Genomic DNA, 24,773 nt, shown 5'->3' on the forward strand with positions numbered 1-24,773 from the left:
ATTCTGTAAAATCTTCTGTCTCATTTAACTTAGCCAACAGTATCCCCCGCATCGTCGGTTATTCCCGTGAAAGGTTTTTTGCGGAACTCCCCATTCTCTTCAACCAGTGCTTCGATTTTACGTTCGACTTGTTCGAGCTTCTGGCCGCAGAGCTGCGACATCATCATGCCCTCTTGGAATAACTCGATCGCTTTCTCGAGTGGCACGTCCCCGCTCTCGAGTTCTTCGACAATCAACTCAAGCTTCTGAATTGCTTCCTCGAAGCTTACTGGAGCTTCTTTCTCGACCTTCTTAGCCATGCATGTCCTCTCCTTTCATTGACCACACCTGACATTCCAATTGTCCGTCATTCACTTTCACATGGACCATGTCACCTGGCTGCACATCAGCAAGTGACTTAATCAAGCGCTTCTCCTGCTCGTCATATACAAGACTATATCCACGCTGCATGACCTTGAGCGGACTGAGCGCATCAAGCTGCTTCATCCCAGTCATGAGCTTCAATTTCTGCTCCTTCAGCATCGCTTGCATCGATTGCAACAGCTGGTGCGTTTCTGACTGAACCCTTTTCCGGGCAAAAATAACTTGTTCCTGCGGATTACGTCTTACGAGACGATGCTGCAACTTCGACCAACGTTCATCAGACTTGCGCATCAACCCTTGCGTACGGTAATGAAGCTGTTCCGTCAGCCGATCAAGGCGCTCCGCATGCTGTAGCAAGTATTTACGGGGATGCACAAAGTAAGGAGAACGTCTCAATCGTTCAAGACGGTCACGCTCCTGCTGCATCCGCATGGCTAACGCATGCTCCATGCGTTGCTCAAGACGGAGAAAATGCTGCTTTAGCTCCAAATGATGCGGCACTGCAAGCTCCGCAGCCGCTGTAGGCGTTGCCGCTCGCAGATCGGCCACAAAATCAGCAATCGTAAAATCAGTCTCATGCCCCACTGCAGAAATTACCGGAATGCCGGATGCATAAATCGCTCGCGCCACAATCTCTTCATTAAATGCCCATAACTCCTCTAAAGATCCTCCACCACGGCCTACGATCAATACATCGGCCTCTTGATGCCGATTCATCCCCTCAATCGCCTTCACAATGGAAGGTGCCGCTTGTGTCCCTTGAACGAGAACGGGATAAAGGAGAATCGGTACTGTAGGATACCGTCGTTGGAGTGTAATAATAATATCTCGAACGGCAGCACCTGTCGGCGAGGTAATGACTCCGATCGCTCTCGGGAACTTCGGCAGCGGTCGTTTCCGATGTGCCGCAAACAGTCCTTCTTCATCTAACTTCTTCTTCAATTGTTCGTAAGCAAGATATAAACTTCCGATCCCGTCCGGCTGCATATGTGTCGCATAAAATTGATACTGACCGTCTCGTTCATACACCGATACATTGCCCCGGGCAATAACCTTCGTCCCTTCCTTCGGACGGAAAGCCAGCCTCTGGTTGTGTGATGCGAACATGATCGATTTGATCCGACTGTCTGCATCTTTCAATGTGAAGTACATATGTCCGCTGGAATGGTGGGTAAAATTCGATATTTCCCCTCGAATCCAGACGTCCTGCATCAAATCATCTGATTCGAGCTTCATCCGAATATATCGATTCAGATCTTTAATGGATAATATGCGCTCTTCCGCCATCGACTTCACCCTTATTTCAGGCCGTGTGCTCTACGAGCCGCGATCAGCGTATTTTGCATAAGCATCGTGATGGTCATCGGACCAACACCACCTGGTACCGGTGTTACCGCTCCAGCTACTTCGAGCACATCTTCATAATCAACGTCGCCCGCTAATTTGCCGTTATCCAGACGGTTCATACCTACATCAATGACAATCGCGCCCGGCTTCACGTACGTATGGTCAACGAAATTCGCACGGCCGATAGCAACAACAAGGATATCTGCTTGCTTCGTAATCTCGCGCATGTTCGATGTTCTGGAGTGACACATGGTCACTGTTGCATTCTCACGTTGGAGCAGCATCGATACGGGCTTGCCGACAATATTGCTGCGACCAATCACAACAGCATGTTTACCCGCCATATCTGTACCTGTACGTTTAATTAGCTCAATCACACCTGCAGGTGTACATGGCAGTAGACTGTCATCACCAATCATCAAGTTCCCCACATTAATCGGGTGGAACCCATCTACATCTTTCTCAACGGCAATTGCATCAATAACCGATTTCTCATGAATGTGCTTCGGCAATGGCAATTGTACGAGAATGCCATGAATGTCCGCTTGGTTATTCAACTGATCGATCAAGGCGAGTAATGCCTCTTCCGTTGTCGTATCAGGTAGACGATGCACTTCGGAATAGTATCCTAACTCGATGCATGCTTTTTCTTTACTACCTACATATACTTTCGACCCTGGGTCTTCTCCAACGAGTATGACCGCAAGCCCTGGCTCGATACCTTGCTTCTTCAGACCAACAACTTCTTCTTGAATTTGTCCTCGAATGGACGCGGATACGGCTTTACCATCAATTTTTACAGCTGTCATGGTTTTCTCTCCCCTTCATATCAATCGCGAATCAATTGGTTTTTTGATCTGTCAACAAAGCCTTGAAACACTTGTACTACTCACACTTTGTTTACACAATGAAAAAGCCAATTAATTGGCTTTAATCTGCTCTAGCTCACGAATCATCTTCCCTAGAACACCGTTCACGAACTTACCGGATTCATCAGTACCAAAATGCTTGGCCAAATCAATCGCTTCATTCACGACAACCTTCGGCGGTACGTCTTCGCTGAATACCATCTCAAAGCATGCGAGGCGCAAAATTTGACGATCAACACGCGAAAGACGGTCCATCTGCCAGTTCTTCAAGTATTCGGACAACAGCTGATCGATCCGTTCTTTGTTCGTCCAGGTGCCATGAACTAGACTTAAAACATAGGTGTTCATTTCGCTGAAATTGCGAATCTCAATCTCAGTCTCGTTCTCCTCTTTCACTTCGGTAAGCACCATGGATACTGCTTCTTCGGCAGCCACACCGTTCATTTCCATCTGGTATAAGCTCTGTACTGTAATTTCTCTAGCTAAGCGCCGCTTCATATTGTTCCTCCAAAAGTTATAATCGTCATCACGAATCCATCCATACGCTCTATCCTAGTATGGGTCGGTTGTGATATAAAAAAACCTATGAACTGCTCCTAATCCGATTCCATGGAAGGCGGAGTCACAAAATTAGGAGTCGCTCACAGGGTTCATTTAAACATGCTCCATCTGCCCGTCAGCCATTCCCATATCCGAGCCCATGGAAATAAGCTGCCCAGCTTCAAATCTCGTTGTTTGCCCAGGGTATACCCAATAAAAATAATCAATGCGAAGAACAGCATGTCCCAAAAACCGACGATAAAATAAATTAAGCCCAGAAAGATCCCTGCTGTTACTCCGAGTATGCGTCCCCCGTGACTTTCCCAAATCTGCTTCAACATTGGAAAATCACCTCTATTCTACTCTTGACTTAAAAGATTGTGTCTGAACGATATTCGCAATGAACACCGAAACCGTCGCCACCGGAATTCCTGTGACCTCCGTTACATGTTCGCGAACCTGACGTTGAACTTCTTCAGTCATTTCTGGAATAGATGTATCGCCATCAACGAACGTGCGGATGATCAGTTCAAGACCTGCTTCAGAGACACGGATTTTCACTTTCAAATCTTTCACACCGCGGACTTTGGATGCTGCTTTGAGCGCCAAGTTCTCAATCGTCTCCATCGAAATATGAATATCTCCATGTTCATTACGCAGATCAATCGATTGGTGATTTGTACGATCTCTTCGAATAGATATGTAGAAGAACCGTAAACTAATTAGAATAATGACAGCCGCCGCAGCGATGACAATATTATCAAGCCATAACTCCGTATCCATTAACAGTGATCGATCCAATACATTTGTAGCGTAGAGCACAGCGCAGACAGCAACAGCTCCGATGACGATACTATAGAAGAATAACAGGAGCCTGTCCAAAATTTTAATCATGCAAATGCATGCCTCCTTAAAATTAGAGCAAACCCCTGACGCATACTCGGCCCGGGGTTCTCCATTTGTAAAAGGTGACTCAGTCCAGCATTAAGTCATGGATGGCTGAATTACCTTACCCTTAGTTGTGATTCTTCTTCTTCAGGTTTCTCAGCTGTCTTAAAATGCACGCCATGGATATGTACGTTCACTTCTACAACATTAAGACCTGCCATCATCTCAATGGAATGCTTCACGCTGCGCTGAATTTCAGCAGATACTTCCGGAATGCGATGACCGTATTCCACGATGATGGACACGTCAACCGCAGCTTCACGTTGACCTACCTCTACTTTAACACCTTTGGATAAGTTCTTACGCCCTAATAATTCAACAATTCCACCTGCAAAGTCTCCGCTCATTCCAGCTACGCCGTTCACCTCAACCGTTGCTAAGCCAGCGATCACTTCAATCACTTCAGGAGCAATCTGTATTGAGCCTAAATCTGTCTTTTCATAATCCATAGGGATCATATTCATGAATGTAAGCACCTCCAATAAGTTCGCGATGCAGTTCCGATCTTTTCGCATCTTATTATACATACTATATCATTTAGCAGGAATTATGACAAACCTAGGCCTATCCCACTTCCTGCGCTCAAAGCCTGTATAACTCGCGATTAAACCTCATATTCTTCAAGGAATTTAATATCGAAATCGCCTTCGATGAACTTCGGATGCTCGAGTAGACGTTGATGGAATGGAATCGTAGTATGAATTCCTTCGATAGCAAATTCGCCGAGTGCACGCTTCATTTTGGCAATAGCTTCTTCACGTGTCGCTCCCCATACGATAAGCTTCGCAATCATGGAATCGTAATGCGGTGAAATCGTATAACCCGGATAAGCTGCGCTATCTACGCGAACGCCTAAGCCGCCCGGTGCAAGATAAAATGAAATATTCCCTGGTGATGGCATGAAATTACGATCTGGATCTTCTGCATTAATACGGCATTCAATCGACCATCCTTGGATTTCTATATCCTCTTGGCTAAATGATAACGGATTGCCTTCCGCAACCGAGATCATCTCCTTGATTAGATCCACGCCCGTAATCATCTCTGTTACCGGGTGCTCTACTTGAATCCGAGTATTCATTTCCATGAAATAGAATTCACCGTCTGGAGCAAGCAAGAATTCAAGCGTACCTGCGCCAGAATAGTTCACGGCTAGTGCTGCACGAACCGCTGCTTCCCCCATCTTAGACCGAACCTCAGGCGACAGCACTGAACACGGCGCTTCTTCAATGAGCTTCTGTCTACGACGCTGCACAGAGCAATCCCGCTCGCCGAGATGCACCGCATTGCCATGCTTATCAGCCATAATTTGAATCTCTACGTGCTTCATGCCCGTTAAGAACTTCTCTAGATAAACGCCGGCATTCCCGAAAGCTTTCTGTGCTTCCTGTTGTGCCATCGTAATTTGCTGAATTAAAGCTTCCTCGTTCTCTGCAAGACGGATTCCTTTACCGCCACCGCCTGCCGTTGCTTTGATAATAACAGGATAGCCGATATCGCGAGCGATCATCATCGCTTCATCCAGATCCTCGATTAATCCGTCCGAACCTGGAATAACAGGTACGTTCGCATCCTTCATGGTCTGTTTCGCAACGGCCTTGTCACCCATGCGACTAATCGCATCCGGTGATGGACCGATGAACGTCACATTACAAGAATCACAGATTTCTGCGAAGTCTGCATTCTCTGCCAAGAACCCGTACCCTGGATGGATGGCATCGCATTCTGTTAACGTAGCAACGCTCATAATGTTCGCCAAATTCAAATAACTATCTTTGGACAACGTAGGTCCAATACAATAAGCTTCATCAGCAAATCTTACATGCAGCGAATCACGATCCGCTTCGGAATATACAGCAACGGTTGAAATTCCCATTTCGCGTGCTGCACGAATAATACGAACCGCGATTTCACCGCGGTTAGCAATTAATATTTTCTGAAACTTCATGTTCGAGGGCCCTCCCTTTTATTCGGCTTTCACTAAGAAAAGAGGTTGTCCGAACTCAACCAATTGACCGTTCTCCACGAGCACTTCAACGATCTCGCCTTTTACTTCTGCTTCCAATTCATTCATTAATTTCATCGCTTCAATGATACATACAACCGACTTCTCCTTCACCTTATCGCCAACACTTACAAAAGCGCTCGCATCCGGACTAGAAGCACTATAGAATGTCCCTACCATCGGTGACACAATTTTATGTAGATTGCTATTCGTTTCTTGAGCTACAGGTGCAGCTTCTGCTTGAACTTGGGCTACTGGTGCAGCCGTTGCAGCTGGAACAACCTGTTGTTGATACGTCGGCTGAATCGGTGCAGCATGAACATTGACAACTTCGGTTTTACCCGGTTTGCGAATAAATAGTCGTGTACCTTCGTTTTCAATTTCTAGCTCCTGAACGGATGTCTGATCAACTAACTTGATCAATTCTTTGATCTCGCTCAATTTAAACATGTATATATTCACTCCTTCAGCTTTGTTAACCCATTGGAAATAAACGGTACAGCCCTGACACTTATACCGTTAGTATTATATCATAAACCTTTAAAATGGAAAGAGCCCAGTTTTTCTGGACTCTCCGCATTTTCCTGCCAATTTATGGAGCAACGCGTTGTACGCTGACCTTGTCTTGCGTTACATTTAATTCTTTGACCAGCATGTCTACGATGTGTACGGCTTCGGCAATTTCCAGTTGGTCACTCGCGACGACAACTTTGAATTTATCTTTGTCCTGTTGAATCGCGGCTTTACCGAATTGCTTGCGAAGCTCCTCTTCAATGGTTGTAATCTTTTGTTCCTGGCTTTCGATCGCCGTCATTTCTTGCTCTGCTTTGGTGTATTCATCAGGGGATTTGTTCATATCATTCACGATAGCTTGAAGCTTATCCATTTGTGCGCTGTAATTTTGATTCCGCTCTTGTTGTACCGCCGCGAGCGTATCCACCGAATTGGTTCCCTCTTTACTCAGCTCATCTAGAATCGCCTCATCTGTTTTATCGGATGCCAACACTTTGGAGTCTGCCGAAGTTCCTGCTTTGGAATCCGTAGCCTTATCAGTCCCCTTCTTTGCATCAGATTCCGTTGTTTTGCCTTTGTCCGCCCCGCCATCTTTCGCTTTATTCGCATCTTTCGTTGCATTCAGGTTCGGATCTGTCACTTCATCCACCTTCACTTCGGTTAAACTGTCTGGCGTGCCTTTCGCACTCGCTTCTGTTGCATTTTTCTTCGTCTGTTCGACTTGACTATTCTGCGCAACCTTATTCGTATTTGAGTTCGAGCTTGCTGGTTCTGTGAACAGATAATACGCAGATAATACCACCATAATGCTGAGCATACTTACGAGCCAAATCGTTTGTCTTTTTGTATTCATTTTCATATTCCTCCTAAAATAATTATTATCGTTATTGCGCTTGTTTGCGCGGGGCAACTGAAATTTTGGAATAGGGAACACTGAAGCCTTTCTCGATTGCATCAATAATCAGATTTTTTACAATGCGGTTCTCCGCACCCTTTGCTACAATGACAACCCCTCGTATTTTCGGTTTGACTCGTTTCACGATGGCAGGTGTCTGATTGCCTGATACTTCGAGCGTTACGATCTCACCATCGCGTGAATATTGCGTGACATGCCGTTTAGCGCCATTCGGGTCAGACTCTTCGGTGACCTGCTGACTGTCTTTCATTTGCTTCTGATACACAATTTCTTCTGTCGAATCAATCGTAACGACCGCTTCAACATCGCCAACACCGACGATATTCTCAAGAATGCTCTTCATCCGACTTTCCATCGCCTGTTCAATGGATGTGTACTGCGATGTATCTTCCGGCGTGGATACGGCAGATGTCGGCTGATCTCGCGGCGGTTCCCTTCCTTCGTTCACTGAGTCCACTTGCTTCACATTCATATGATTGAAGGCTGCGAAGAGGAGCAGACCAACGCCGATGAGTCCTAGAATCAGCAGCCAGCGGAAGGTCTGAACCCGTTTCGTTCCTCCAGGTCCACCGCCGACCCATTTCTCGATTGATTGCAGCCATTTCGCCATACATTTTCACCTCCAGTTTGGTTAGTCGTAAGATCTCTCAATGGAGCTTCGTATCTCGCCCCATAAAAATATTGATTCGATTCACGGAAACGCCCCAATTCGTCTTAAGGATGGCCACCGCACGATCGCTAAGAACTCGTTCTTCAGGTGTCGTCTGCTCTTCCACGGGATCTGCTTGTACTGGCGTCGCAGCATCTTCATTAGATCCGATTGGATCTAATTGAATGTCCACCTTCACCCCTTCAATCGGCTTCATCGCAGCGATTGGATCACCTGTTTCTTGTTGCTTCAATTCTTGCTCACGACTTGGATCAAAATAGACTTCGACGGATTGAATATTCGGTTTCTCCATTTCTACATTAATCTGCTCGGTCATCGTGGCTGACGGCTTCGTGTCCTGCGTTAAGTTGCCGATTTTCACATGAACCTGCGTGACTTTCGATCCCGTCTCTTCTTCCAGTTGTGTCTTGATCTGCGCTGCCAGCTGGGTCTCTACAGATTGAATCACTTTCTCCTCTTGCTTACGTTTGAGTCGATCCCCTTCGCGCATAATTTGATCCACGCCGACGAACTTCCTCCCCTGACTCGTCCGCTCACTCATCTCGGTGTAATTCTCTGCGAGTTGATCAGCGAAGCTGCTGCGGAATATCGATAAGATCGGCGTCATGATCGTTACTAGTATCAGCAAGCTGATGACCAACTTGACATATCGTTGCATGGAGCGATTCGGCAGGATCAGATCAATGAACGTCGCGAGCAGGATAATGAAGATAATCTGCTTCAGCCAGCCACCTAGCCATTCCATCATGGATCATCGCTCCCTTGAGGCAATAGCTCTCGCTTCATCGCATCATCACCGTCACATTCGCTGCCGTCAGCATGATAGTGATCGCTAGGAAGAACATGAGACCGACCGCTGCCAGCGCCGCGAAGACGTAGATCATGCTTTTCCCAATCGTCTGCAAGCAGGTTACGATCGGACTATCTCCTAGCGGCTGCATCACGGCACCTGATATGTTGTAGATCAGCGCAAGCGTTAATATTTTGAGCGCTGGGAATGCGCAGAGGAACAAGATGATAATCACACCCACCAGGCCAATCGCATTCTTCACCAGCAGGGAAGCAGAGATTACGGTATCAGCGGCATCAGAGAACATTTTGCCGACGACGGGTACGAAGTTGCCTGTAATATATTTGGCTGTTCGGATCGTAACGCCATCAGCCGCTGCGCCTGTAAAGCCTTGTACGGAGATGACTCCAAGAAATACGGTAAGCAGAATCCCGAGTAAGCCTACACTAACGTTGCGAAGCAAATTCGCTAGATGGGTGACTTTGTACTTATCAGACAATGTACTAACGATGTGCAAGACAGCTGAGAAGAATAATAACGGGAAGACCACCGCATAGATCATGGTTCCAACCGTGTTAATCATGAAAATAATCAGTGGATGCATGACGGATACCGTTACAACATTCCCCATGGAGGCGAGCAGTGTGAATAGTAATGGAATCATGGCCATCATGAAGTGAATCATGCTCTCGATTGCTTCTTTCGCATATCCAATCGCGACATTAAAGCTATTAATCGCGATGATGACAATGATCATGTACGAAATGGAATAAGCGACCTTACTCACTGCATTTCGTTCAAATGCGGTCTGCAGCGTCTCGAGAATCATACTGAATACGGTAAGGACCACGATGGTAACAAGCAGCTTGCCATTGTAGATGACTTCATGGAGCAGGAATTTCAACAGACCTTGGAACGCATATTTCAGACTAAATCCTTTCCCTTCAGGTAGAAGCATGTCCATGAAGCTGGGCGACTGCTGATCTGGAAAAAACCCACCATACTGATTCATCAATTTGTCCCAATATTGCTCGATTTCACCCGTCGGCAAATCTTTGGCTTGGCTCTGAACCAACCCATCCATCGGCGCAGCTGCAACCAAGTGCGTGGTCCAACTAATGAAGAAGCAGAACATGAAGATTAACACCATGCGTAGCTTTGTAGGATCTTCAATTCTTCGGATCATGGTTCCATCTCCATTTCATTTAGGCCGGCAGCAATTGAATGACCGTCTCGATGATGATGCTAATAATGGGAATCGCGAGCACCATGATCAGCACTTTTCCAGCAAGCTCGATCTTACTCGCAATACTTTCTTGCCCCGCATCTTTCACGATCTGCGCTCCGAATTCAGCGATATAAGCGATTCCGATAATCTTAAGAATCGTCTTCAGGTACACAAGTTGGATTCCCGAGCGTAGGGCCAAGTCTTCCAGCACTTGAATGACCGCTTCAATCTTCCCGATTAGGAACAAGAAAATTGCGATACCTGTGAAGGTGGTGATTAGAAAAGCGAACATCGGTTTCTGCTCTCTTACGATAAGAACTAGTACCGTAGCGATCAGTCCAAGACCGACCATTTGAATCATTTCCATCTCATCACCTACTGAAAGAGAAAGATCGTCTTAATCTCTTGAAATAAATCATTGAGGAGCCGAACGACCATGAACAATACGACGACGAAGCCGATGACCGTCACCCAATGCGCCATATCCTCTTTGCCCATTTGCTTCAACACTGTATGAATCATTGCAATGATGATGCCGATTCCTGCAATTTGAAAAATTGCGCCTACATCTATGTTCATCCCTTTGGCACCTCTCCAAATCTACTTCTCTCTTATGCAGGTGGAAGTAGATTGATTGTAATGAAAGTACAAAAAGTTAACTTTTCAGCACCGAGAAGATTGCTTGAAGATGAAGCCAGGCTTCCGAAGCGAGTTTTGCTCCGCAAAACTTTGAGGAGGAACGGAGTGTAGGAAAACCTGCATGAGTACCTGAAATGTTTCCAAAGGAAACATACTTCGTAAGCATATACTTCGAGTCTGAATGCAATATTCGATGTCGAACCTGCCCCCTGGTATACTTCGTGATCAAAAGGTAACTTTTTGAACTACCTCTAGTAGATCAATATAACGATTAATGCGCCGGCGAGTAGACCGAGGCTTCTGCACATTTTCTCATAACGACCTTGTTCATTCTGTGCCGCTGCTTCTTCATGCTGCAATTGATTGATGGCAAGGCGTATATGCTTAATTTGGTCGTTCCTATCACTTGTTCCAAGGGTGAAGCCGAACTGATAGATGATATTCTTCTCACTCTGTTTCATCGCGGTGTGCTTCCACTGTTCTTCAACGGCGAACTGCCAACTCTCTTGGGCAGTGACGCTCGACCGATGATCCGTTAACCGCCTCGCGGCTTCTGTAAAAATCGACTTCAACGGATCTGTGAGCTGCTGCCCTATTTTACCCAGTGCATCTGCTAGCGGTGTGAAGCCGTACAGGATTTCCGTCTCTAATCGCTGAAGTGCCAAGATGAAGGCTCGAATTTGTTTCGGTCGGTTCGCGAATTGTGCTGCTTGATAGAAGCCGAATAAGGTTCCTGATACGATCACCAAGACAGCACCGATTAATTTAACCATCCATCCCGCCGCCCTTCATAGCTAGTCCATCGGGGTGCAGAAGTCTTCGTCTGGCATCATAGAAGCGTCTGCTCATCCCTCGACCAGAACGTCTGAGTACAACGTAAGACTGGAAGAGTTCGTCCGACATCAGCTTGTTCAGAACCGGTCTGCGGAGCACATCCTCGAGTTCTCCGCCGTGTGCGGTTGCAATGACTCGAATCCCTGCATGGAGTGCTTCACGAATGGCCTCTGCATCTTCAGGGCGGCCAATCTCATCGACGAGCATGACATCTGGTGACATCGAGCGAATCATCATCATCATCCCTTCGGCTTTCGGGCAACCATCCAGGACATCTGTTCTCGGGCCGACATCAAAGCTTGGTACACCTTTCATACAACCTGCAATCTCGGAACGTTCATCGACAACGCCTACCTTCAATCCCTTCCATTTCGCTTCTGGATGTCTCCACTGGCCAGTACTCATGAGCCGAGCCAAATCACGAATCAGGGTCGTCTTTCCATGTTGAGGCGGCGATACGATCAACGTGTGATTGACCGTCTGGTGCCGAAAATCGAGTAAGTAGGGAATAATAGAATCTCCAACACCCTGCATTTCACGGGCTATCCGAATATTGAAGCTTGTAATATCGCGCAAGTGATCGACATGTCCCTTCGTGAGTACGGCTCGTCCGGCAAGTCCAATCCGATGGCCGCCCTGAATTGTGATGTATCCCTTACGAAGTTCCTCTTCCATCGTGTACAAAGAATGGTTCGTGATGAAATCGAGCAGCCGATTGCCATCCTCTCTTGTTGGTCTGTATCCCTCATGTGGTACATCCGTTAACACCCCGCGCCGGCTTACGTAATGGAATTGCCCTGCATAATTCAGTTCCAAGGGGCGTTCCTGTCGCACGCGAACTTCTTCAATGCGATCAAGGATGGGCTCAGGCAATTTGCTCAACAACTCCTGAATACTACTTGGAAAAATGGATACCCACGTTGTACTTTTCATCGAAAGAACCCCCATAGTTGTCCTAGCGTTTACCACATATGTATGCTTGTACGAAGCTTTTATGCCTAATCTCGTCCTATTTTTTGAAGATTCCAAAAAGAATGAAGCTAATGCCGAGCAGTACCCAACCGATCTTGTCCCACGAGAGCTTCTCCGCGACCCCAACAAATCCAATCGTGGTGGTTGTAATTAAGACGAGAGGTCCGACTAATGCAAGCGAACTATTCACGATCAATGCTTTCTCCACTTGATTAAATCGAAGCATCAGCAATGCTGCGATAATCTCGAGAGATCCTGAAATCATGCGAAGCGTTGCCATACTGAGTACAATCTTATTCAGCATTCCATACACCCCCTTCCTTCGATTTCATTTAATGTATGCACGCTTGTCTTCAAATAGGTCAACTCGTTCATGTCGAAATTAAGATTGGAATAGGCACCTGACTAGGAGAAGTCGCATATATTGCTTGCATGAATTCATTCAGGCAACATGAAGGAGCGTTGAATATGGAAGTCATAACTAGTCCGTGTTGGCATCCCCGTCTAGCGGATCCCTCCAATGTACGTATGCAAAAACCTAGAACAACAGGCAAAACAATGGTGATTGATAAGGGGCTTGGGCCGCGAGCATTCGAAGATTTGATGCACACCGTCGGTGGTTATATCGATATCCTCAAGCTTGGTTTCGGAACATCGCCGTTGTATCCTGTTGAGATTATTCGACAAAAAGCCGAGTTAGCCAAAAAGTACGGCATTTGTCTTATTCCGGGTGGAACTTTTCTTGAAGTTGCCGTACAGCAGGGTGTCGTATCTTCTTTCTTCGATACGATCGTGGATTTGGGATTTACAGGGGTAGAAGTCTCCGACGGTACAATCGATATCTCACGTCAGCTCCGAACGGAACTGATTGAGCGTGGAATCGATCAAGGACTTCATGTGTTCTCAGAATATGGGAAGAAATTAACAGGCCAGAGCATTGATTATACCGAGCTGTTAAATACAATCTATGAAGATCATGATCACGGCTCGGAGTTAATTACCATTGAGGGACGGGAGTCCGGGATGGGTGTAGGTATTTATAATGAGCAGGGTGATTGTAAAGAAGAGGAATTCGAACGGACGCTACTGCATATACCCAATATGGACTGGGTATTGTGGGAAGCACCGCTGAAGAGCCAACAGCTCTATCTCATTCAGCAATTGGGTCCAAAAGTCAACCTTGGCAACATCCCTCCTCAAGAGGTTATGTCGCTTGAAGCGCTGAGACGGGGACTGCGATCCGACACGTTCGAGCTTCTACATCAATCCTACGATTATAGTATTTAACTTATTTAGGAGTGAAAAATCATGCAGGTAGATGTGATCGCCAGTGTTAACGAGGCGAGATCGGATGATTTTATTCATAAAACAGCGATCGTCATTGACGTTCTACGCGCGACGAGTACGATTATTACCGCATTAGCACATGGCGCGAGCGAGGTTCTGCCTGTAGAGACGGTTCAGCAAGCAAGATCTTGTCAACAAACGGGCGACATTCTCGGAGGTGAGCGATTCTGTCGCAGAATCGCTGGATTTCATGCGGGGAATTCACCTTATGAATACATGACGGAAGAAATTCTAGATAAGAGAGTCATTCTCACCACAACCAATGGAACCCGCGGCATCCAGAAATCACACAAAGCGTCGCATATTCTAGCAGGTGCGCTCATCAATGCTTCCGCCTGCGCAAATGTTGCTTTGCAGCTGCGCAAAGATATTGTCCTTCTCTGTGCAGGCGCACAAGATGTGTTCGCTCTGGAAGACGGTCTCTGTGCAGGATTGATCATTGACGAACTTATGAAACAGAGTGATTTGGATGCCGTGATTCAAGTGAACGATTTCGGATTAGCCATGCATAGTGCATATATCCAACATGAAGATCGCATTCTGCAAGCCCTGATGCATTGCGCAGGTGGGCGAAGATTGACGAAGATTGGGTTCGCTGAGGATGTCGAGTACTGTGCTGGGGTGAATTCCGTTCCGCTTGTTCCTTACATCTCGGGTCAACCAGCAGCGATGAAGCCATTCGCGCAGAATTCGCCACTATTATTCAGATAGTCTCTTCCTACGGGAAATAGTTCTAAAACAAGCTGCTGTTCATACACTTACTCTATGAAATCCAAGTGGGACAGGGGCGTTACGATGAACGGCGAAATCATTATGGTTGTGCTTATTATCATCGGCTTAATTAGCCGCTCATCTATTATAACAACAGCAGCCTGCCTGCTCTTGATCGTGAAGCTGGTCCATCTGGACCGCTATTTGCCGACAATTGAACGTCGGGGTCTGGAGCTTGGGCTGCTATTTCTCACGATGGGCGTACTTGTCCCTTTCGTATCTGGGCGCATTGCAACCAAAGATGTCTGGGCTACAATCACATCTTGGCCAGGCCTCGTCGCCATCGCGGGCGGTGCAATTGCGACTATTATGAACGCCAAAGGGCTTGAAACATTAAAAATAGACCCACAAATCATTGTGGGTCTAGTACTTGGTTCAATTATCGGTATTACGTTCTTCAAAGGAATACCTGTTGGTCCCTTAATGGCTGCGGGACTTACTGCGGTCATTATGAAGCTCATCCAAATCATTCTCAACCGCATCCTCTAGAGCGGCGGCTTATGATCACGCTGTATTTCATAGATGCTGGCTCGGCGTCGAATCTTGCGTTCAAGTTCGAAGTCCGGTGCTCATTTAGGTTTCTCCTAAACTCCGCTCCTCCTTCTTCACTTTCTCGCAACCTTCTCGGTGCTGATAAGCCGCTAACAACTTATGATCACGAGAATAAACCTTAACGACGAACTTGCGGGCCGCCTACAACGGCCTGTTCAGCTGTGTCCAGACCATAAGCTGTGTGCAACGCGCGTACGATCTCATGCAATTTCTCGCTATCGATCACGCAAGACGTCTTGATCTCGGATGTACTTACCATCTTGATGCTTACCCCTTGCTGGGAGATCACTTCGAACATTTTCGCTGCTACCCCTGGGTTACTGACCATTCCTGCACCAACAATCGATACCTTCACCAGATTCGTCTCCGATGTGACATGATCATAAGGAACTTCCTCACGAATACCACGGATGACTTCGATCGCTTGTTCACAATCCGTCAAGTTTACCGTAAAGGAGAAATCTGCCGTTCCGTTCTGAACACCACTCTGTACAATAATATCTACGTTAACGCCTGCATTCGCAAGTGCTGTAAATACTTGTGCCAATACCCCCGGCAAATCCGGTACGCCAAGAATACTAATTCTTGCGACGTTCTTATCAAATGCGATTCCGCTTACCACTACGCCCTGTTCCATGACTGTCTCCTCCTTCACGACCGTACCCTCATTATCAGTAAAACTTGATCTAACCACTAGACATACATTATTATGCTTCGCATATTCAACAGCACGCGGGTGAAGTACCGCTGCGCCAAGATTCGCTAATTCGAGCATTTCATCATACGAAATCTCATCCAATTTACGAGCGCAATTGACAACTCGTGGATCTGTCGAGTAAATTCCGTTCACATCCGTATAAATCTCACATACATCAGCCTTGATCGCTGCTGCCAGCGCAACGGCCGTCGTATCTGATCCGCCGCGTCCAAAGGTCGTAATCTCACCCTCATCGGACATGCCTTGGAACCCTGCCACGACTACAATCTTTCCTTCATTTAATGCTGCATCGATACGTTCGGGTTGAATATCTGTAATCCGCGCTTTTCCGTGTACAGCCTCTGTCCGGAAGCCAGCTTGCCATCCAGTAAAAGAAATGGCTTCATGTCCTAACTGATGGATCGCCATTGACAATAGCGCGACTGAGATCTGTTCTCCGGTCGTGAGCAACATATCCATCTCACGCGCAGGTGGATTCGGATTAAGCAATTTGGATTGATCGATCAGATCATCCGTGGTGTCTCCCATGGCAGATACAACAATGACACAGCGGTTTCCAGCTTCTTTTTTCTCTACAATTCGTCTAGCAACGCGCTTCATTCGCTCCGTGTCTCCAACAGAGCTACCCCCAAATTTCATGACGAATAAAGCCAATGTTGTCTCACTCCCTATTGAACAACTGTATAATAATTTTGAATATTATAACATATTCCTTCCGTGTTGTGGAAAAAAACAAGAAAAACGCGATATTTTCGTAATTTCTCACATACTTTTAACAGAATTTTAAGATAGTTTTAATGTTCGCCCTGTACAATAGGGTCATAAGTTCAATAACTTTATCATTTCGGAGGTGTCTCCTATGACAAAACAACTTATCAACTTTCAGAATAAAACAATTCCTGTATTCTACACATCGATGAATAAAAAAACACTAACTGCATTATTAACGGCCCTTGATTCCAAAATGAAAACCGGAAAAAAAGCGATTAAAAAATGCTTGGATACGTTAATTAGTATTGAAATTATCGGTTGTGAAGCCATTCTTCATTCGAAGCGCGAATCGGACACACTAGCACTTTCCTTGTTCTAAGGACCCCGAGTGCTAAACTTCATTCAGGTCTCTATATCCCCTACATATAGAGGTAGTTATACAACAAACCCCTTTCGACACCATGGTGTTGAAAGGGGTTTGTTGTATATTCGTATTAAGCGCGGGAGCTGTATTTACCTTCACGCGTATCGATGATAAGTACATCACCTTCATTGATGAATAGAGGCACTTGAACGTTATGACCTGTTTCGAGCTTCGCGTTCTTCGTTGCACCCTGTGCCGTGTTACCCTTTACGCCTGGCTCCGTCTCAGCAACTTTAAGCTCAACCGTTGTCGGCAAGTTAACTCCAAGAATTTCACCTTTATAGCTGACGATTTTAACGTTCATGTTCTCGATTAAGAAGTTCAATTCCCATTCCAATTGTTCTGCTGTTAGGCTGAATTGATCGTAAGTCTCGTTGTCCATGAATGTATATTCTGTTCCACTGTTATATAAGTATTGAACGTCACGGTTGTCGATTTGCGCACGACCAATGGTCTCACCCGCACGGAATGTACGCTCCACGGTATTCCCGTTGCGAAGGTTCTTCAATTTCGAACGAACGAACGCTGCACCTTTACCTGGTTTAACGTGTTGGAAATCAAGTACTGTGAAGATATCGCCTTCTACTTCTACGGTAAGTCCTGTCTTAAAATCATTTACTGAAATCACTAAAAATTCCTCCTAAAGTTCGTATCCTGCCTAGCCCATTCTTACATATCTAATTGTAGATAGTCTTTCTTCGAATGAGTTAATATTTTAATCCCAGTCTCCGTGATGACAATGTCATCCTCGATGCGTACACCGCCGATACCTGGCAAATAAATGCCTGGCTCTACGGTAACGACCATCCCGGGTTTTAAAACCATATCACTGCCCTTGGCAACGCGGATCGATTCATGAACCTCCATCCCAAGGCCGTGTCCGGTACTATGGCCAAAATATTCACCATAACCATACCGTGTAATGATATCTCTCGTCAAGGCATCTGCCTCACTACCAGTCATCCCAGGTCGGATGTTCTCGACCGCATGGAGCTGTGCCTCAAGAACGATATCATAAATTTCGCGATGCTTCGCAGACGGTGTTCCTAGAGCGACTGTACGCGTAAGATCCGAGCAATACCCTTTGTACAGCGCGCCGAAATCGAACGTAATCAATTCATTCCCTTGAATCACACGCGGACTCGCTACGCCATGAGGAAGCGCAGAGCGTTCCCCAGAAGCTACGATCGTGTCGAAGGAAGAAGATGTCGCACCATTCTTACGCATGAACATTTCCATCTCTAGCGCAAGGGACTCTTCGGTAACACCCGGTTTGATCATCGGAAGAATATGCGCGAACGTAAGGTCGGCCAAATCGCAAGCCTCTTGCATAATCGCGAGTTCTTCATCGTCTTTGAAATTACGGATATCCTCAACAAGGTCTGATGTCGGGATTAGTTCAATCCCTGCGAGCTGCTCCGCATACTTCGTATACGTACCATAGGTTACATGAGCTTGTTCGAATCCAAGACGTTTCACTTGTCCGCCTAACAATTCGCGAATGCTATCCATGACGACCGCCTTGTGCTGAACAATATCATAGCCCTGCACTTGGCTGTTCGCCTGCTCTACATACCTGAAATCCGTTAAGAAGTAGGCTTTATCCCGTGTGATCAAGGCATACCCGGAACTTCCTGTAAACCCCGTTAAATAACGGCGATTATATTCGTTCGTAATTAGAATTGCTTCCAATTGAGCAGCTTGCATCGCTTGTCGAAGCTGAACCACGCGTTTATTGTCCAATTGTTCCATCCTCTTTTCATCCCAAATTGAAATGCCAATGATCTGTCCTTATGCAGATAAATGACGATAGAGTGCGAGAAGGCCTAATTCGTAACTTACAGCGCCGAATCCGGCAATCTGTCCAATGACGACGGGTGCAGTAACAGACACGTGCCGAAACTCTTCCCGCTTATGGATATTCGACATATGAACCTCAACCGTTGGAATGGCTACACCGCTAATGGCATCACGAAGCGCATAACTGTAATGCGTAAGCGCCCCGGGATTGATCAGAATCCCATCAACCTGTTGATAAGCTTCATGGATACGGTCAATCAGCGCACCTTCATGATTCGATTGAAAGAAATCCACAGCTAGTCCAAGCGATTCCGCCTGCGAGCGCAGCATGGATTCAATATCCTTCAACGTTACCGAACCGTACACGCCTGGTTCTCGAATTCCGAGCATATTCAGATTAGGACCATTGAGTACAAGTATTTTTTGCATCCGATTTCATCACCCGTCTTATGTACAATGTGGAACGTGTACCACACGATATTTTACCATAGGTCGGGGTAATTTGAGAAGCAGTCTCTTACGAATTCGTTGCTCCTTCAGGTTGAGGGTTATGACCTACGTTTTGGTGATCCTGTCCTTTCTTCGCATGACCCGGTTCTCTTCCTCGTTCATCCGTGTACTCCACGGCTACCGTATATCCAATAAATAGCCCCCATATCAAAAATAGACAAAACTCCGTCAAAATCGTCGTCCTGCTTAATTTTGTAAGCATGGGCATCATATGCATCATAGGACCAATAAAACCATAAAGAATCACCCACCAGACAATCCCATAGCCAATTCCAGGCCATGGGCCTTTCAACTTACGCAAGCAGAAAGTATATATCATGGTTGCTAGGATCGACAATAGGATGAAATAGACCCATCCCACCATTTGACCACGCATGGTCATCAAATACGGATGCTTATAGAACGGCTCGGCCAAATACCCTGGGGTAATGGTCGTGAATTGAAATATGTAAAACACCCACCTTATGCCGCCCCAGATCAATCCAGCAAAAAAACCGATTTGGATGGCAAACCGCAACGGATTCGTTAATGTTGATCTCGTCTGCTCTTCATGTTGTAACATCTGATTTCAACTTCCCTTCATCATTTATATGTTCGCTAGTATGTGCAATTGCTGGAATCGTAAACAAGTGGAATTTCAACGTTAAATTCGTTACAATAGGAAGGAATCCGTTATTGTAGTGTGATGATGATCACGACTTGTACGATTTGAATATACTAAGGAAGGTGAACTCGTTGTCGAATAACCAGAAAGCCGCTGTATACGGTGGACAAGCTGTGCTCGAAGGCGTCATGTTTGGCGGTAAAAATGTCAATGTGACAGCGGTTCGGCGCAAGAATAACGAAATAACATTTTATGAAGTACCGAAAAATGATAAACCATGGGTCAGCGCCCTTAAGAAAGTCCCCTTTATCCGTGGTATCGTGGGGATCGTTGATTCCAGTGCAAAGGGCTCGCAGCATTTGAACTTCTCTGCCGAGATGTATGCCGAAGACGAAGTGGATGATCCAGAAGAGAAGGCCAAGCTCAAGGAAAAGGAGAATTCCGGGTTTAACTTGGCGATGATCGTCGGGGTTGCGGTCGCAGGCATCATTGCATTCATCTTTGGAAAAGTTGTTCTAACTTTAGTGCCAGTTTTTATTGAAAATCTGCTCTTTGGAAAAGCATTCGATAATAAAATATTACACAACCTTATTGAAGGCATTATCAAAATCATTTTACTCTTAATTTATTTGTGGGCGATCTCCCTTACGCCGCCAGTCAAGCGGCTGTTCCAGTACCATGGTGCAGAACACAAAGTGATCAGCGCCCATGAAGCAGGTCTAGAACTGACGGTTGCCAACGTCCAACGTTTCAACACGCTGCACTACCGTTGCGGAAGCAGTTTCATTATTTTATCGGTCATTATTGGTGTTATAATCTATTCCTTCTTCAACTGGGATAATTTAACCGAACGAATCATTCAACGTCTCCTGCTCCTGCCAGTCGTACTTGGTGTATCGTATGAAGCGCTCCGCTTCACGAACATGCTTCGTGACACGCCAGTGCTCAGATACCTCGGTTATCCGGGCCTATGGCTGCAGCTGTTAACGACAAAAGAACCGACAGATGACCAAGTCGAAGTATCAATCGCTTCCTTCAATCGAATGAGAGAGCTTGATCAGCAAATCTCTAAAGGGTAATTCATTTCGAGAGGATGATGTAGTATGGTGAATCGGCATCGAATTTCCTTTATTGTCATCATGGCTTTAGCGGCGCTCGGCGTAGTGTATTCCATTACCAGAGGCGAATACAGGCTGCTCATACCCGTGATCGTATTCGGAATTGTGTTCCTGCTCCTGAAATTCCCGCCAGGCCGCTATCGGAAAGCACCGAAGATTAAGGTATCTCAGCGGACAGAAGCGAAGTACGCGAAGTCGCATAAACCAAAACGTAAGACCGTTCCTTTCCGCGTGATTGAAGGATCCAAAGGTAAAGATGACGGTGATGATAACATTCCTCGGTTCCACTAAACTCAAAGAAAAGCTCCTCATCTGCATGCAGCAGACAAGGAGCTTCTTTTTTCATTTCTTCCACGACATTTCTGCTTGGAACTTCTTAAATTGAACCTCATACCCTTCATAGGTCCATCGTTCAAAAAATTGCGTTCCCGCAAGTAAGCCTGAATCATATAAGCTAGTACTTTGCTCTGTCGAAATCTCAAATTGCGTATTTCGGATACCGAGAGTTGGAATCTTAATGGTCCGATATCGATTATGTTGTTCGATATACCGTTCATCATGCGCAGACATCATCGTCTCGAACATTGCTTCGAACATCGTAAATGGCCCTCCAATCGAATGCGGCTGTTGATCTTGCTTCCCCACCATCTGAAATCCAATGGTCGGAATCAACTGCTTGGTTCTTGGATTACGATCTTTCTCGAATAACCAGAGTGGGAAATTACTGAGCAACCCGCCATCCACGATGTAAGAGAACTGCTTGGAGAATGGCTTAGAACCGCCTTGTACGTTCCAACTCCGGATCATGACTGGGTCGAAAAAATAAGGAATGCTGGTGCTCATCCGAACCGCTTTGGCGATTTCGAACTTGTTCGGATCAATACCATAGAGCTCAATATCGTCCGGGAGCACCAGCAGCCTGCCATTAGAGATATCTGAAGCAATAATACGAAGCTTTTCTGGGGCAATGTCTCCGAAGGTTCTAATATTTTTCTTCAGCAGCAGTTTCCGAATCCAGGTCTCCAGGGCTTCACCTGAATATAACCCTTTTTTCAACAAAACGCGTGTAATTGGTCCAATAACTTTGATATTAAAGATAGGGGCGCGCTTCAAAAAGGAGGTGAAGGGTGTGCTCATGATGATCTCACGCATCTCCTCTGCTGTATACCCCGCTGCGATTAATGAGGCTACGATCGAACCTGACGATGAACCTGCTACGCGATGAAAGGTCACCCCATGATCCTCGGCTGCACGCACCGCCCCTGCCAGCGAAATCCCTCTGACTCCGCCGCCTTCAAACACCGCATTCACTAGCATCCGCCCACCCCCTCCGTGGCAACTGACATAGGTCTTCTAATCTATGTATATGCCGGAGGTGGTTGTCACTATGTTAACGAGAATAGTAGGCTTGTAACCGATCTGCAATGCCAAGTACATTCGATTGAAGGGTCTTCGCTCGGAAGAATAGACTTCCTTCAACGCCGCCGTTTTGACGGTTATAATCCAGCTGTTCTATGATCGTATTACTGCTAGACCATCCCGCTTCCGTCGTCCCTAACTTATAGGCAGCGTGGCCAACATAGAGCTTGACATCGGTACCCTTCGTCTCGTTGACCCACCAATCCACTAACTTATCGTATGGCGCAGCCTTCGTCCCATTGTTCCAATAGATTTGAGGGGCAATATAATCAATCCAACCGTTCTGAATCCATGCTCTTGTGTCGGCATATAGATCATCATAGCTATTTACACCTGCATTGGTCGCTGAGCCTGTTGGATCGAGCTTGCTGTTACGCCACACACCAAATGGGCTGATTCCATATTTGACATGACGTTTGGCTTGATGAATTTGTTCACCGAGGGTTCGCACGAACTGATTCACATTATCCCGGCGCCAATCGCCCTTATTGTTGAATTGTCCATTATTATATGCTGCATAACTTGCATCATCTGCGAAAGGCTCTTTATCCTGACCGTAAGGATAGAAATAATCATCCAAATGAACGCCATCAATATCGTAATTGTTCACGACTTCCATGATCGCTTGCAGAATGTGCTCACGGGCTGCCGGGATACCAGGATCGAACATCAGCTTGCCTTGATGGCGCACGACCCAATCCGAATGCTGAACCGCTGGATTGTCAGCCGAGAGACTCTCTATTTTGCTGTCCACACTGACCCTGAACGGGTTAAACCATGCATGGAATTCCATTCCTCTCGCATGTGTCTCCTCGATCATAAAAGCAAGTGGATCATACCCTGGGTCTTTCCCTTGTACCCCCGTTAAATATTTGGACCATGGTACAAGCTTCGATGGATAGAATGCGTCTGATGCAGCACGCACCTGTACGAATACCGCATTCATGCCCATCCCTTTCAGATCATCTAGCAATTTCGTAAACTCAGCCTTCTGCTGCTCAACTTGAAGACCTGCCTTCGAAGGCCAATCCAAATTATAAACGGTGGACACCCAAGCGCCACGCAAGTCTTGATTCGGGTATGTATCATTATTATCATTATTATCATTATTTTCATTTGAAGAAGTCATCGTAATGGTACGGGTGACGCCATCCCATACGACCGTTACGCCTAAATTCTCAGCTACGAATCGTAGTGGAACGAGAACGCGGGAATCTCGAATCGCTACCGCTTCATCCAACTTCACCTCATTGCCATTTACATTCGCAACTCGATTCTTCTCTCGTAAAATCAACGTATTATTGTTCTGATAGATTGTCGCCGTTCTATCCTTCCAATCTACCGTCGCGCCAAGCGATTCGCTAATGACACGCAAAGGCACCATCGTCACATTCGTACGCGGCGTCAAGTAAGGCGGCACATCCGTTGCGATGCGTCGGTCATTTAGGAACAGGGCTATTTCTTTCGTCTGACCCGCAGCGAAAGCTGTCCATGATGGGATCATAAGTAACATAATCAGTGCAACAAGAATCATTCTACTAAACTTCATTCTCTACCTCCTGTTTCTAGTCATCTTTCTATTATAATCGTCCATGTAATAGACAGCAAAACAACCCACAAAGTTGCGATAAGCGGGAAAATGACTAATTTCATCATCAATAAAGCAAAAAAACGCCCATTCCGGAAAGGAATGGACGCTTCTTCTAACGTGTGCGAATCAATATCATTACGATTAGGATTCGTTATTCAACTCGTGATGTATTTCTTGCAAATGACGTAACCGCTCGGGATCACGCTTGAAGTATTCGACCAATGTCTCGATGCAAGTAATCGAATCCCAGCTCAAGTGATGTTCAATCCCTTCGACATCCGTATAGATATTCTCATGCTGAACACCAATGATCGTTAAGAAATCCTCCAACAAATGATGACGTTCAACGAGACGTTTCCCCATCTTCTTCCCTTTGTTCGTAAGGATCAAGCCACGGTATTTCTCATATATGAGGTAATTATCTTTATCGAGCTTTTGAATCATTTTCGTCACTGAGGAGGGATGAACTTCAAGACCTTCTGCGATGTCAGATACCCGTGCATAGCCCTTTTCGTCAATCAGTTTGTAAATTCGCTCCAAATAGTCCTCCATGCTCGGTGTAGGCATTGGTTCC

Annotated in this window: 32 protein-coding genes; 6 read left to right on the plus strand and 26 right to left on the minus strand. The window is 46.1% G+C overall.

Annotated elements, in window-relative coordinates:
- Positions 1–29: 29 nt before the first annotated feature.
- The 18 genes from xseB to AC3WU2_RS12080 form a co-directional block, all read right to left on the minus strand.
- On the minus strand, positions 30–299 hold the full coding sequence (xseB, locus tag AC3WU2_RS11995) for an exodeoxyribonuclease VII small subunit (RefSeq protein WP_314585272.1): 270 nt from the start codon (positions 297–299) through the stop codon (positions 30–32).
- Positions 292–1,650, minus strand: a complete 1,359-nt coding sequence (gene xseA, locus AC3WU2_RS12000; RefSeq protein ID WP_492454340.1) for an exodeoxyribonuclease VII large subunit — start codon at positions 1,648–1,650, stop codon at positions 292–294. Before xseA ends, xseB begins: the two co-directional genes overlap by 8 nt.
- A gap of 11 nt (positions 1,651–1,661) precedes the next feature.
- Positions 1,662–2,519, minus strand: a complete 858-nt coding sequence (gene folD, locus AC3WU2_RS12005; protein WP_492454342.1) for a bifunctional methylenetetrahydrofolate dehydrogenase/methenyltetrahydrofolate cyclohydrolase FolD — start codon at positions 2,517–2,519, stop codon at positions 1,662–1,664.
- 111 nt (positions 2,520–2,630) lie between these two features.
- Positions 2,631–3,077 carry a transcription antitermination factor NusB gene (gene nusB, locus AC3WU2_RS12010; protein WP_492454344.1) on the minus strand — a complete coding sequence of 149 codons (447 nt, stop codon included), beginning with the start codon at positions 3,075–3,077 and terminating at the stop codon, positions 2,631–2,633.
- Positions 3,078–3,229: 152 nt separating this feature from the next.
- Positions 3,230–3,460, minus strand: a complete 231-nt coding sequence (locus AC3WU2_RS12015; RefSeq protein ID WP_018755131.1) for a DUF2273 domain-containing protein — start codon at positions 3,458–3,460, stop codon at positions 3,230–3,232.
- Between the two features lie 13 nt (positions 3,461–3,473).
- Complete coding sequence (gene amaP / locus AC3WU2_RS12020) at positions 3,474–4,013, minus strand: alkaline shock response membrane anchor protein AmaP (RefSeq protein ID WP_492454346.1); 540 nt, start codon at positions 4,011–4,013, stop codon at positions 3,474–3,476.
- 110 nt (positions 4,014–4,123) lie between these two features.
- Positions 4,124–4,531 carry an Asp23/Gls24 family envelope stress response protein gene (locus AC3WU2_RS12025; RefSeq protein ID WP_492454348.1) on the minus strand — a complete coding sequence of 136 codons (408 nt, stop codon included), beginning with the start codon at positions 4,529–4,531 and terminating at the stop codon, positions 4,124–4,126.
- 140 nt (positions 4,532–4,671) lie between these two features.
- Positions 4,672–6,015, minus strand: coding sequence for an acetyl-CoA carboxylase biotin carboxylase subunit (gene accC / locus AC3WU2_RS12030; protein WP_492454350.1), 1,344 nt, complete (start codon positions 6,013–6,015; stop codon positions 4,672–4,674).
- 18 nt (positions 6,016–6,033) lie between these two features.
- Positions 6,034–6,522: an acetyl-CoA carboxylase biotin carboxyl carrier protein gene (gene accB / locus AC3WU2_RS12035; RefSeq protein WP_379348393.1), complete on the minus strand. Its 489-nt coding sequence runs from the start codon at positions 6,520–6,522 to the stop codon at positions 6,034–6,036.
- A 142-nt stretch (positions 6,523–6,664) separates the two neighbouring features.
- On the minus strand, positions 6,665–7,438 hold the full coding sequence (locus tag AC3WU2_RS12040; RefSeq protein ID WP_492454353.1) for a SpoIIIAH-like family protein: 774 nt from the start codon (positions 7,436–7,438) through the stop codon (positions 6,665–6,667).
- A 31-nt stretch (positions 7,439–7,469) separates the two neighbouring features.
- The gene (spoIIIAG, locus tag AC3WU2_RS12045; RefSeq protein WP_018755125.1) at positions 7,470–8,111 is read right to left on the minus strand and encodes a stage III sporulation protein AG; all 642 of its coding nucleotides are present in this window, start codon (positions 8,109–8,111) and stop codon (positions 7,470–7,472) included.
- A 37-nt stretch (positions 8,112–8,148) separates the two neighbouring features.
- Positions 8,149–8,919 (minus strand): stage III sporulation protein AF, encoded by a 771-nt coding sequence (gene spoIIIAF, locus AC3WU2_RS12050; RefSeq protein ID WP_492454355.1) that lies wholly within the window; start codon positions 8,917–8,919, stop codon positions 8,149–8,151.
- A 34-nt stretch (positions 8,920–8,953) separates the two neighbouring features.
- The gene (spoIIIAE, locus tag AC3WU2_RS12055) at positions 8,954–10,147 is read right to left on the minus strand and encodes a stage III sporulation protein AE (RefSeq protein ID WP_492454357.1); all 1,194 of its coding nucleotides are present in this window, start codon (positions 10,145–10,147) and stop codon (positions 8,954–8,956) included.
- A gap of 19 nt (positions 10,148–10,166) precedes the next feature.
- Positions 10,167–10,556 (minus strand): stage III sporulation protein AD, encoded by a 390-nt coding sequence (gene spoIIIAD, locus AC3WU2_RS12060; protein WP_026263728.1) that lies wholly within the window; start codon positions 10,554–10,556, stop codon positions 10,167–10,169.
- Between the two features lie 8 nt (positions 10,557–10,564).
- Positions 10,565–10,768, minus strand: a complete 204-nt coding sequence (gene spoIIIAC, locus AC3WU2_RS12065; RefSeq protein ID WP_018755121.1) for a stage III sporulation protein AC — start codon at positions 10,766–10,768, stop codon at positions 10,565–10,567.
- A 311-nt stretch (positions 10,769–11,079) separates the two neighbouring features.
- Entirely contained in the window at positions 11,080–11,601 is a 522-nt protein-coding gene (gene spoIIIAB / locus AC3WU2_RS12070; protein ID WP_018755120.1) for a stage III sporulation protein SpoIIIAB, read from the minus strand.
- Positions 11,594–12,595, minus strand: a complete 1,002-nt coding sequence (gene spoIIIAA, locus AC3WU2_RS12075; protein ID WP_018755119.1) for a stage III sporulation protein AA — start codon at positions 12,593–12,595, stop codon at positions 11,594–11,596. Before spoIIIAA ends, spoIIIAB begins: the two co-directional genes overlap by 8 nt.
- Positions 12,596–12,671: 76 nt before the next feature.
- Complete coding sequence (locus AC3WU2_RS12080; RefSeq protein WP_018755118.1) at positions 12,672–12,938, minus strand: YqhV family protein; 267 nt, start codon at positions 12,936–12,938, stop codon at positions 12,672–12,674.
- Positions 12,939–13,102: 164 nt separating this feature from the next.
- Between AC3WU2_RS12080 and comA the strand changes: the two genes are divergently transcribed.
- The 3 genes from comA to AC3WU2_RS12095 all read left to right on the plus strand — a co-directional run bounded on the left by comA (position 13,103) and on the right by AC3WU2_RS12095 (position 15,241).
- Complete coding sequence (gene comA / locus AC3WU2_RS12085; RefSeq protein ID WP_018755117.1) at positions 13,103–13,921, plus strand: phosphosulfolactate synthase; 819 nt, start codon at positions 13,103–13,105, stop codon at positions 13,919–13,921.
- Between the two features lie 21 nt (positions 13,922–13,942).
- On the plus strand, positions 13,943–14,692 hold the full coding sequence (locus AC3WU2_RS12090) for a 2-phosphosulfolactate phosphatase (RefSeq protein ID WP_018755116.1): 750 nt from the start codon (positions 13,943–13,945) through the stop codon (positions 14,690–14,692).
- Positions 14,693–14,776: 84 nt separating this feature from the next.
- On the plus strand, positions 14,777–15,241 hold the full coding sequence (locus AC3WU2_RS12095) for a DUF441 domain-containing protein (RefSeq protein WP_018755115.1): 465 nt from the start codon (positions 14,777–14,779) through the stop codon (positions 15,239–15,241).
- Between the two features lie 181 nt (positions 15,242–15,422).
- Here AC3WU2_RS12095 and AC3WU2_RS12100 read toward each other — a convergent pair whose 3' ends face one another.
- The gene (locus tag AC3WU2_RS12100; RefSeq protein ID WP_018755114.1) at positions 15,423–16,676 is read right to left on the minus strand and encodes an aspartate kinase; all 1,254 of its coding nucleotides are present in this window, start codon (positions 16,674–16,676) and stop codon (positions 15,423–15,425) included.
- Between the two features lie 205 nt (positions 16,677–16,881).
- Between AC3WU2_RS12100 and AC3WU2_RS12105 the strand changes: the two genes are divergently transcribed.
- Complete coding sequence (locus tag AC3WU2_RS12105) at positions 16,882–17,112, plus strand: hypothetical protein (RefSeq protein WP_018755113.1); 231 nt, start codon at positions 16,882–16,884, stop codon at positions 17,110–17,112.
- 115 nt (positions 17,113–17,227) lie between these two features.
- Here the strand turns inward: AC3WU2_RS12105 and efp are convergent, their stop codons facing one another.
- The 4 genes from efp to AC3WU2_RS12125 form a co-directional block, all read right to left on the minus strand.
- The gene (efp, locus tag AC3WU2_RS12110; RefSeq protein WP_379348415.1) at positions 17,228–17,785 is read right to left on the minus strand and encodes an elongation factor P; all 558 of its coding nucleotides are present in this window, start codon (positions 17,783–17,785) and stop codon (positions 17,228–17,230) included.
- Positions 17,786–17,826: 41 nt separating this feature from the next.
- The gene (locus AC3WU2_RS12115) at positions 17,827–18,900 is read right to left on the minus strand and encodes a M24 family metallopeptidase (RefSeq protein ID WP_492454712.1); all 1,074 of its coding nucleotides are present in this window, start codon (positions 18,898–18,900) and stop codon (positions 17,827–17,829) included.
- A gap of 48 nt (positions 18,901–18,948) precedes the next feature.
- Entirely contained in the window at positions 18,949–19,386 is a 438-nt protein-coding gene (gene aroQ / locus AC3WU2_RS12120; protein ID WP_314585244.1) for a type II 3-dehydroquinate dehydratase, read from the minus strand.
- Between the two features lie 88 nt (positions 19,387–19,474).
- Positions 19,475–20,029, minus strand: a complete 555-nt coding sequence (locus tag AC3WU2_RS12125; protein ID WP_492454365.1) for a YqhR family membrane protein — start codon at positions 20,027–20,029, stop codon at positions 19,475–19,477.
- A gap of 173 nt (positions 20,030–20,202) precedes the next feature.
- Between AC3WU2_RS12125 and AC3WU2_RS12130 the strand changes: the two genes are divergently transcribed.
- A complete protein-coding gene (locus AC3WU2_RS12130; protein WP_492454367.1) occupies positions 20,203–21,150 on the plus strand; it encodes a DUF1385 domain-containing protein in 948 nt (315 codons plus the stop codon).
- A gap of 24 nt (positions 21,151–21,174) precedes the next feature.
- Positions 21,175–21,480 carry a hypothetical protein gene (locus AC3WU2_RS12135; protein ID WP_492454369.1) on the plus strand — a complete coding sequence of 102 codons (306 nt, stop codon included), beginning with the start codon at positions 21,175–21,177 and terminating at the stop codon, positions 21,478–21,480.
- Positions 21,481–21,531: 51 nt separating this feature from the next.
- On the opposite strand, the gene AC3WU2_RS12140 is transcribed toward AC3WU2_RS12135, so the two are convergent.
- The 3 genes from AC3WU2_RS12140 to mntR form a co-directional block, all read right to left on the minus strand.
- The gene (locus AC3WU2_RS12140; protein WP_492454371.1) at positions 21,532–22,506 is read right to left on the minus strand and encodes a patatin-like phospholipase family protein; all 975 of its coding nucleotides are present in this window, start codon (positions 22,504–22,506) and stop codon (positions 21,532–21,534) included.
- A gap of 73 nt (positions 22,507–22,579) precedes the next feature.
- The gene (locus AC3WU2_RS12145) at positions 22,580–24,157 is read right to left on the minus strand and encodes a family 10 glycosylhydrolase (RefSeq protein WP_492454373.1); all 1,578 of its coding nucleotides are present in this window, start codon (positions 24,155–24,157) and stop codon (positions 22,580–22,582) included.
- Positions 24,158–24,340: 183 nt separating this feature from the next.
- Positions 24,341–24,766 carry a transcriptional regulator MntR gene (mntR, locus tag AC3WU2_RS12150; protein WP_018755104.1) on the minus strand — a complete coding sequence of 142 codons (426 nt, stop codon included), beginning with the start codon at positions 24,764–24,766 and terminating at the stop codon, positions 24,341–24,343.
- Positions 24,767–24,773: the final 7 nt, after the last annotated feature.

This window comes from Paenibacillus sp. EB106-05-06-XG162, from assembly GCF_058791655.1.

Coding starts and splice junctions, on each gene's coding strand:
- AC3WU2_RS12040 (WP_492454353.1), bottom strand. CDS start 7,438: ATGAATACAAAAAGACAAACGATTTGGCTCGTAAGTATGCTCAGCATT.
- xseA (WP_492454340.1), bottom strand. CDS start 1,650: ATGGCGGAAGAGCGCATATTATCCATTAAAGATCTGAATCGATATATT.
- comA (WP_018755117.1), top strand. CDS start 13,103: ATGGAAGTCATAACTAGTCCGTGTTGGCATCCCCGTCTAGCGGATCCC.
- accB (WP_379348393.1), bottom strand. CDS start 6,522: ATGTTTAAATTGAGCGAGATCAAAGAATTGATCAAGTTAGTTGATCAG.
- AC3WU2_RS12145 (WP_492454373.1), bottom strand. CDS start 24,157: ATGAAGTTTAGTAGAATGATTCTTGTTGCACTGATTATGTTACTTATG.
- AC3WU2_RS12095 (WP_018755115.1), top strand. CDS start 14,777: ATGAACGGCGAAATCATTATGGTTGTGCTTATTATCATCGGCTTAATT.
- AC3WU2_RS12125 (WP_492454365.1), bottom strand. CDS start 20,029: ATGTTACAACATGAAGAGCAGACGAGATCAACATTAACGAATCCGTTG.
- AC3WU2_RS12025 (WP_492454348.1), bottom strand. CDS start 4,531: ATGAATATGATCCCTATGGATTATGAAAAGACAGATTTAGGCTCAATA.
- spoIIIAG (WP_018755125.1), bottom strand. CDS start 8,111: ATGGCGAAATGGCTGCAATCAATCGAGAAATGGGTCGGCGGTGGACCT.
- spoIIIAB (WP_018755120.1), bottom strand. CDS start 11,601: ATGGTTAAATTAATCGGTGCTGTCTTGGTGATCGTATCAGGAACCTTA.
- spoIIIAF (WP_492454355.1), bottom strand. CDS start 8,919: ATGATGGAATGGCTAGGTGGCTGGCTGAAGCAGATTATCTTCATTATC.
- nusB (WP_492454344.1), bottom strand. CDS start 3,077: ATGAAGCGGCGCTTAGCTAGAGAAATTACAGTACAGAGCTTATACCAG.
- AC3WU2_RS12080 (WP_018755118.1), bottom strand. CDS start 12,938: ATGCTGAATAAGATTGTACTCAGTATGGCAACGCTTCGCATGATTTCA.
- spoIIIAA (WP_018755119.1), bottom strand. CDS start 12,595: ATGAAAAGTACAACGTGGGTATCCATTTTTCCAAGTAGTATTCAGGAG.
- xseB (WP_314585272.1), bottom strand. CDS start 299: ATGGCTAAGAAGGTCGAGAAAGAAGCTCCAGTAAGCTTCGAGGAAGCA.
- spoIIIAE (WP_492454357.1), bottom strand. CDS start 10,147: ATGATCCGAAGAATTGAAGATCCTACAAAGCTACGCATGGTGTTAATC.
- AC3WU2_RS12090 (WP_018755116.1), top strand. CDS start 13,943: ATGCAGGTAGATGTGATCGCCAGTGTTAACGAGGCGAGATCGGATGAT.
- AC3WU2_RS12140 (WP_492454371.1), bottom strand. CDS start 22,506: ATGCTAGTGAATGCGGTGTTTGAAGGCGGCGGAGTCAGAGGGATTTCG.
- spoIIIAD (WP_026263728.1), bottom strand. CDS start 10,556: ATGGAAATGATTCAAATGGTCGGTCTTGGACTGATCGCTACGGTACTA.
- AC3WU2_RS12135 (WP_492454369.1), top strand. CDS start 21,175: ATGGTGAATCGGCATCGAATTTCCTTTATTGTCATCATGGCTTTAGCG.
- mntR (WP_018755104.1), bottom strand. CDS start 24,766: ATGCCTACACCGAGCATGGAGGACTATTTGGAGCGAATTTACAAACTG.
- AC3WU2_RS12105 (WP_018755113.1), top strand. CDS start 16,882: ATGACAAAACAACTTATCAACTTTCAGAATAAAACAATTCCTGTATTC.
- spoIIIAC (WP_018755121.1), bottom strand. CDS start 10,768: ATGAACATAGATGTAGGCGCAATTTTTCAAATTGCAGGAATCGGCATC.
- amaP (WP_492454346.1), bottom strand. CDS start 4,013: ATGATTAAAATTTTGGACAGGCTCCTGTTATTCTTCTATAGTATCGTC.
- aroQ (WP_314585244.1), bottom strand. CDS start 19,386: ATGCAAAAAATACTTGTACTCAATGGTCCTAATCTGAATATGCTCGGA.
- folD (WP_492454342.1), bottom strand. CDS start 2,519: ATGACAGCTGTAAAAATTGATGGTAAAGCCGTATCCGCGTCCATTCGA.
- accC (WP_492454350.1), bottom strand. CDS start 6,015: ATGAAGTTTCAGAAAATATTAATTGCTAACCGCGGTGAAATCGCGGTT.
- AC3WU2_RS12015 (WP_018755131.1), bottom strand. CDS start 3,460: ATGTTGAAGCAGATTTGGGAAAGTCACGGGGGACGCATACTCGGAGTA.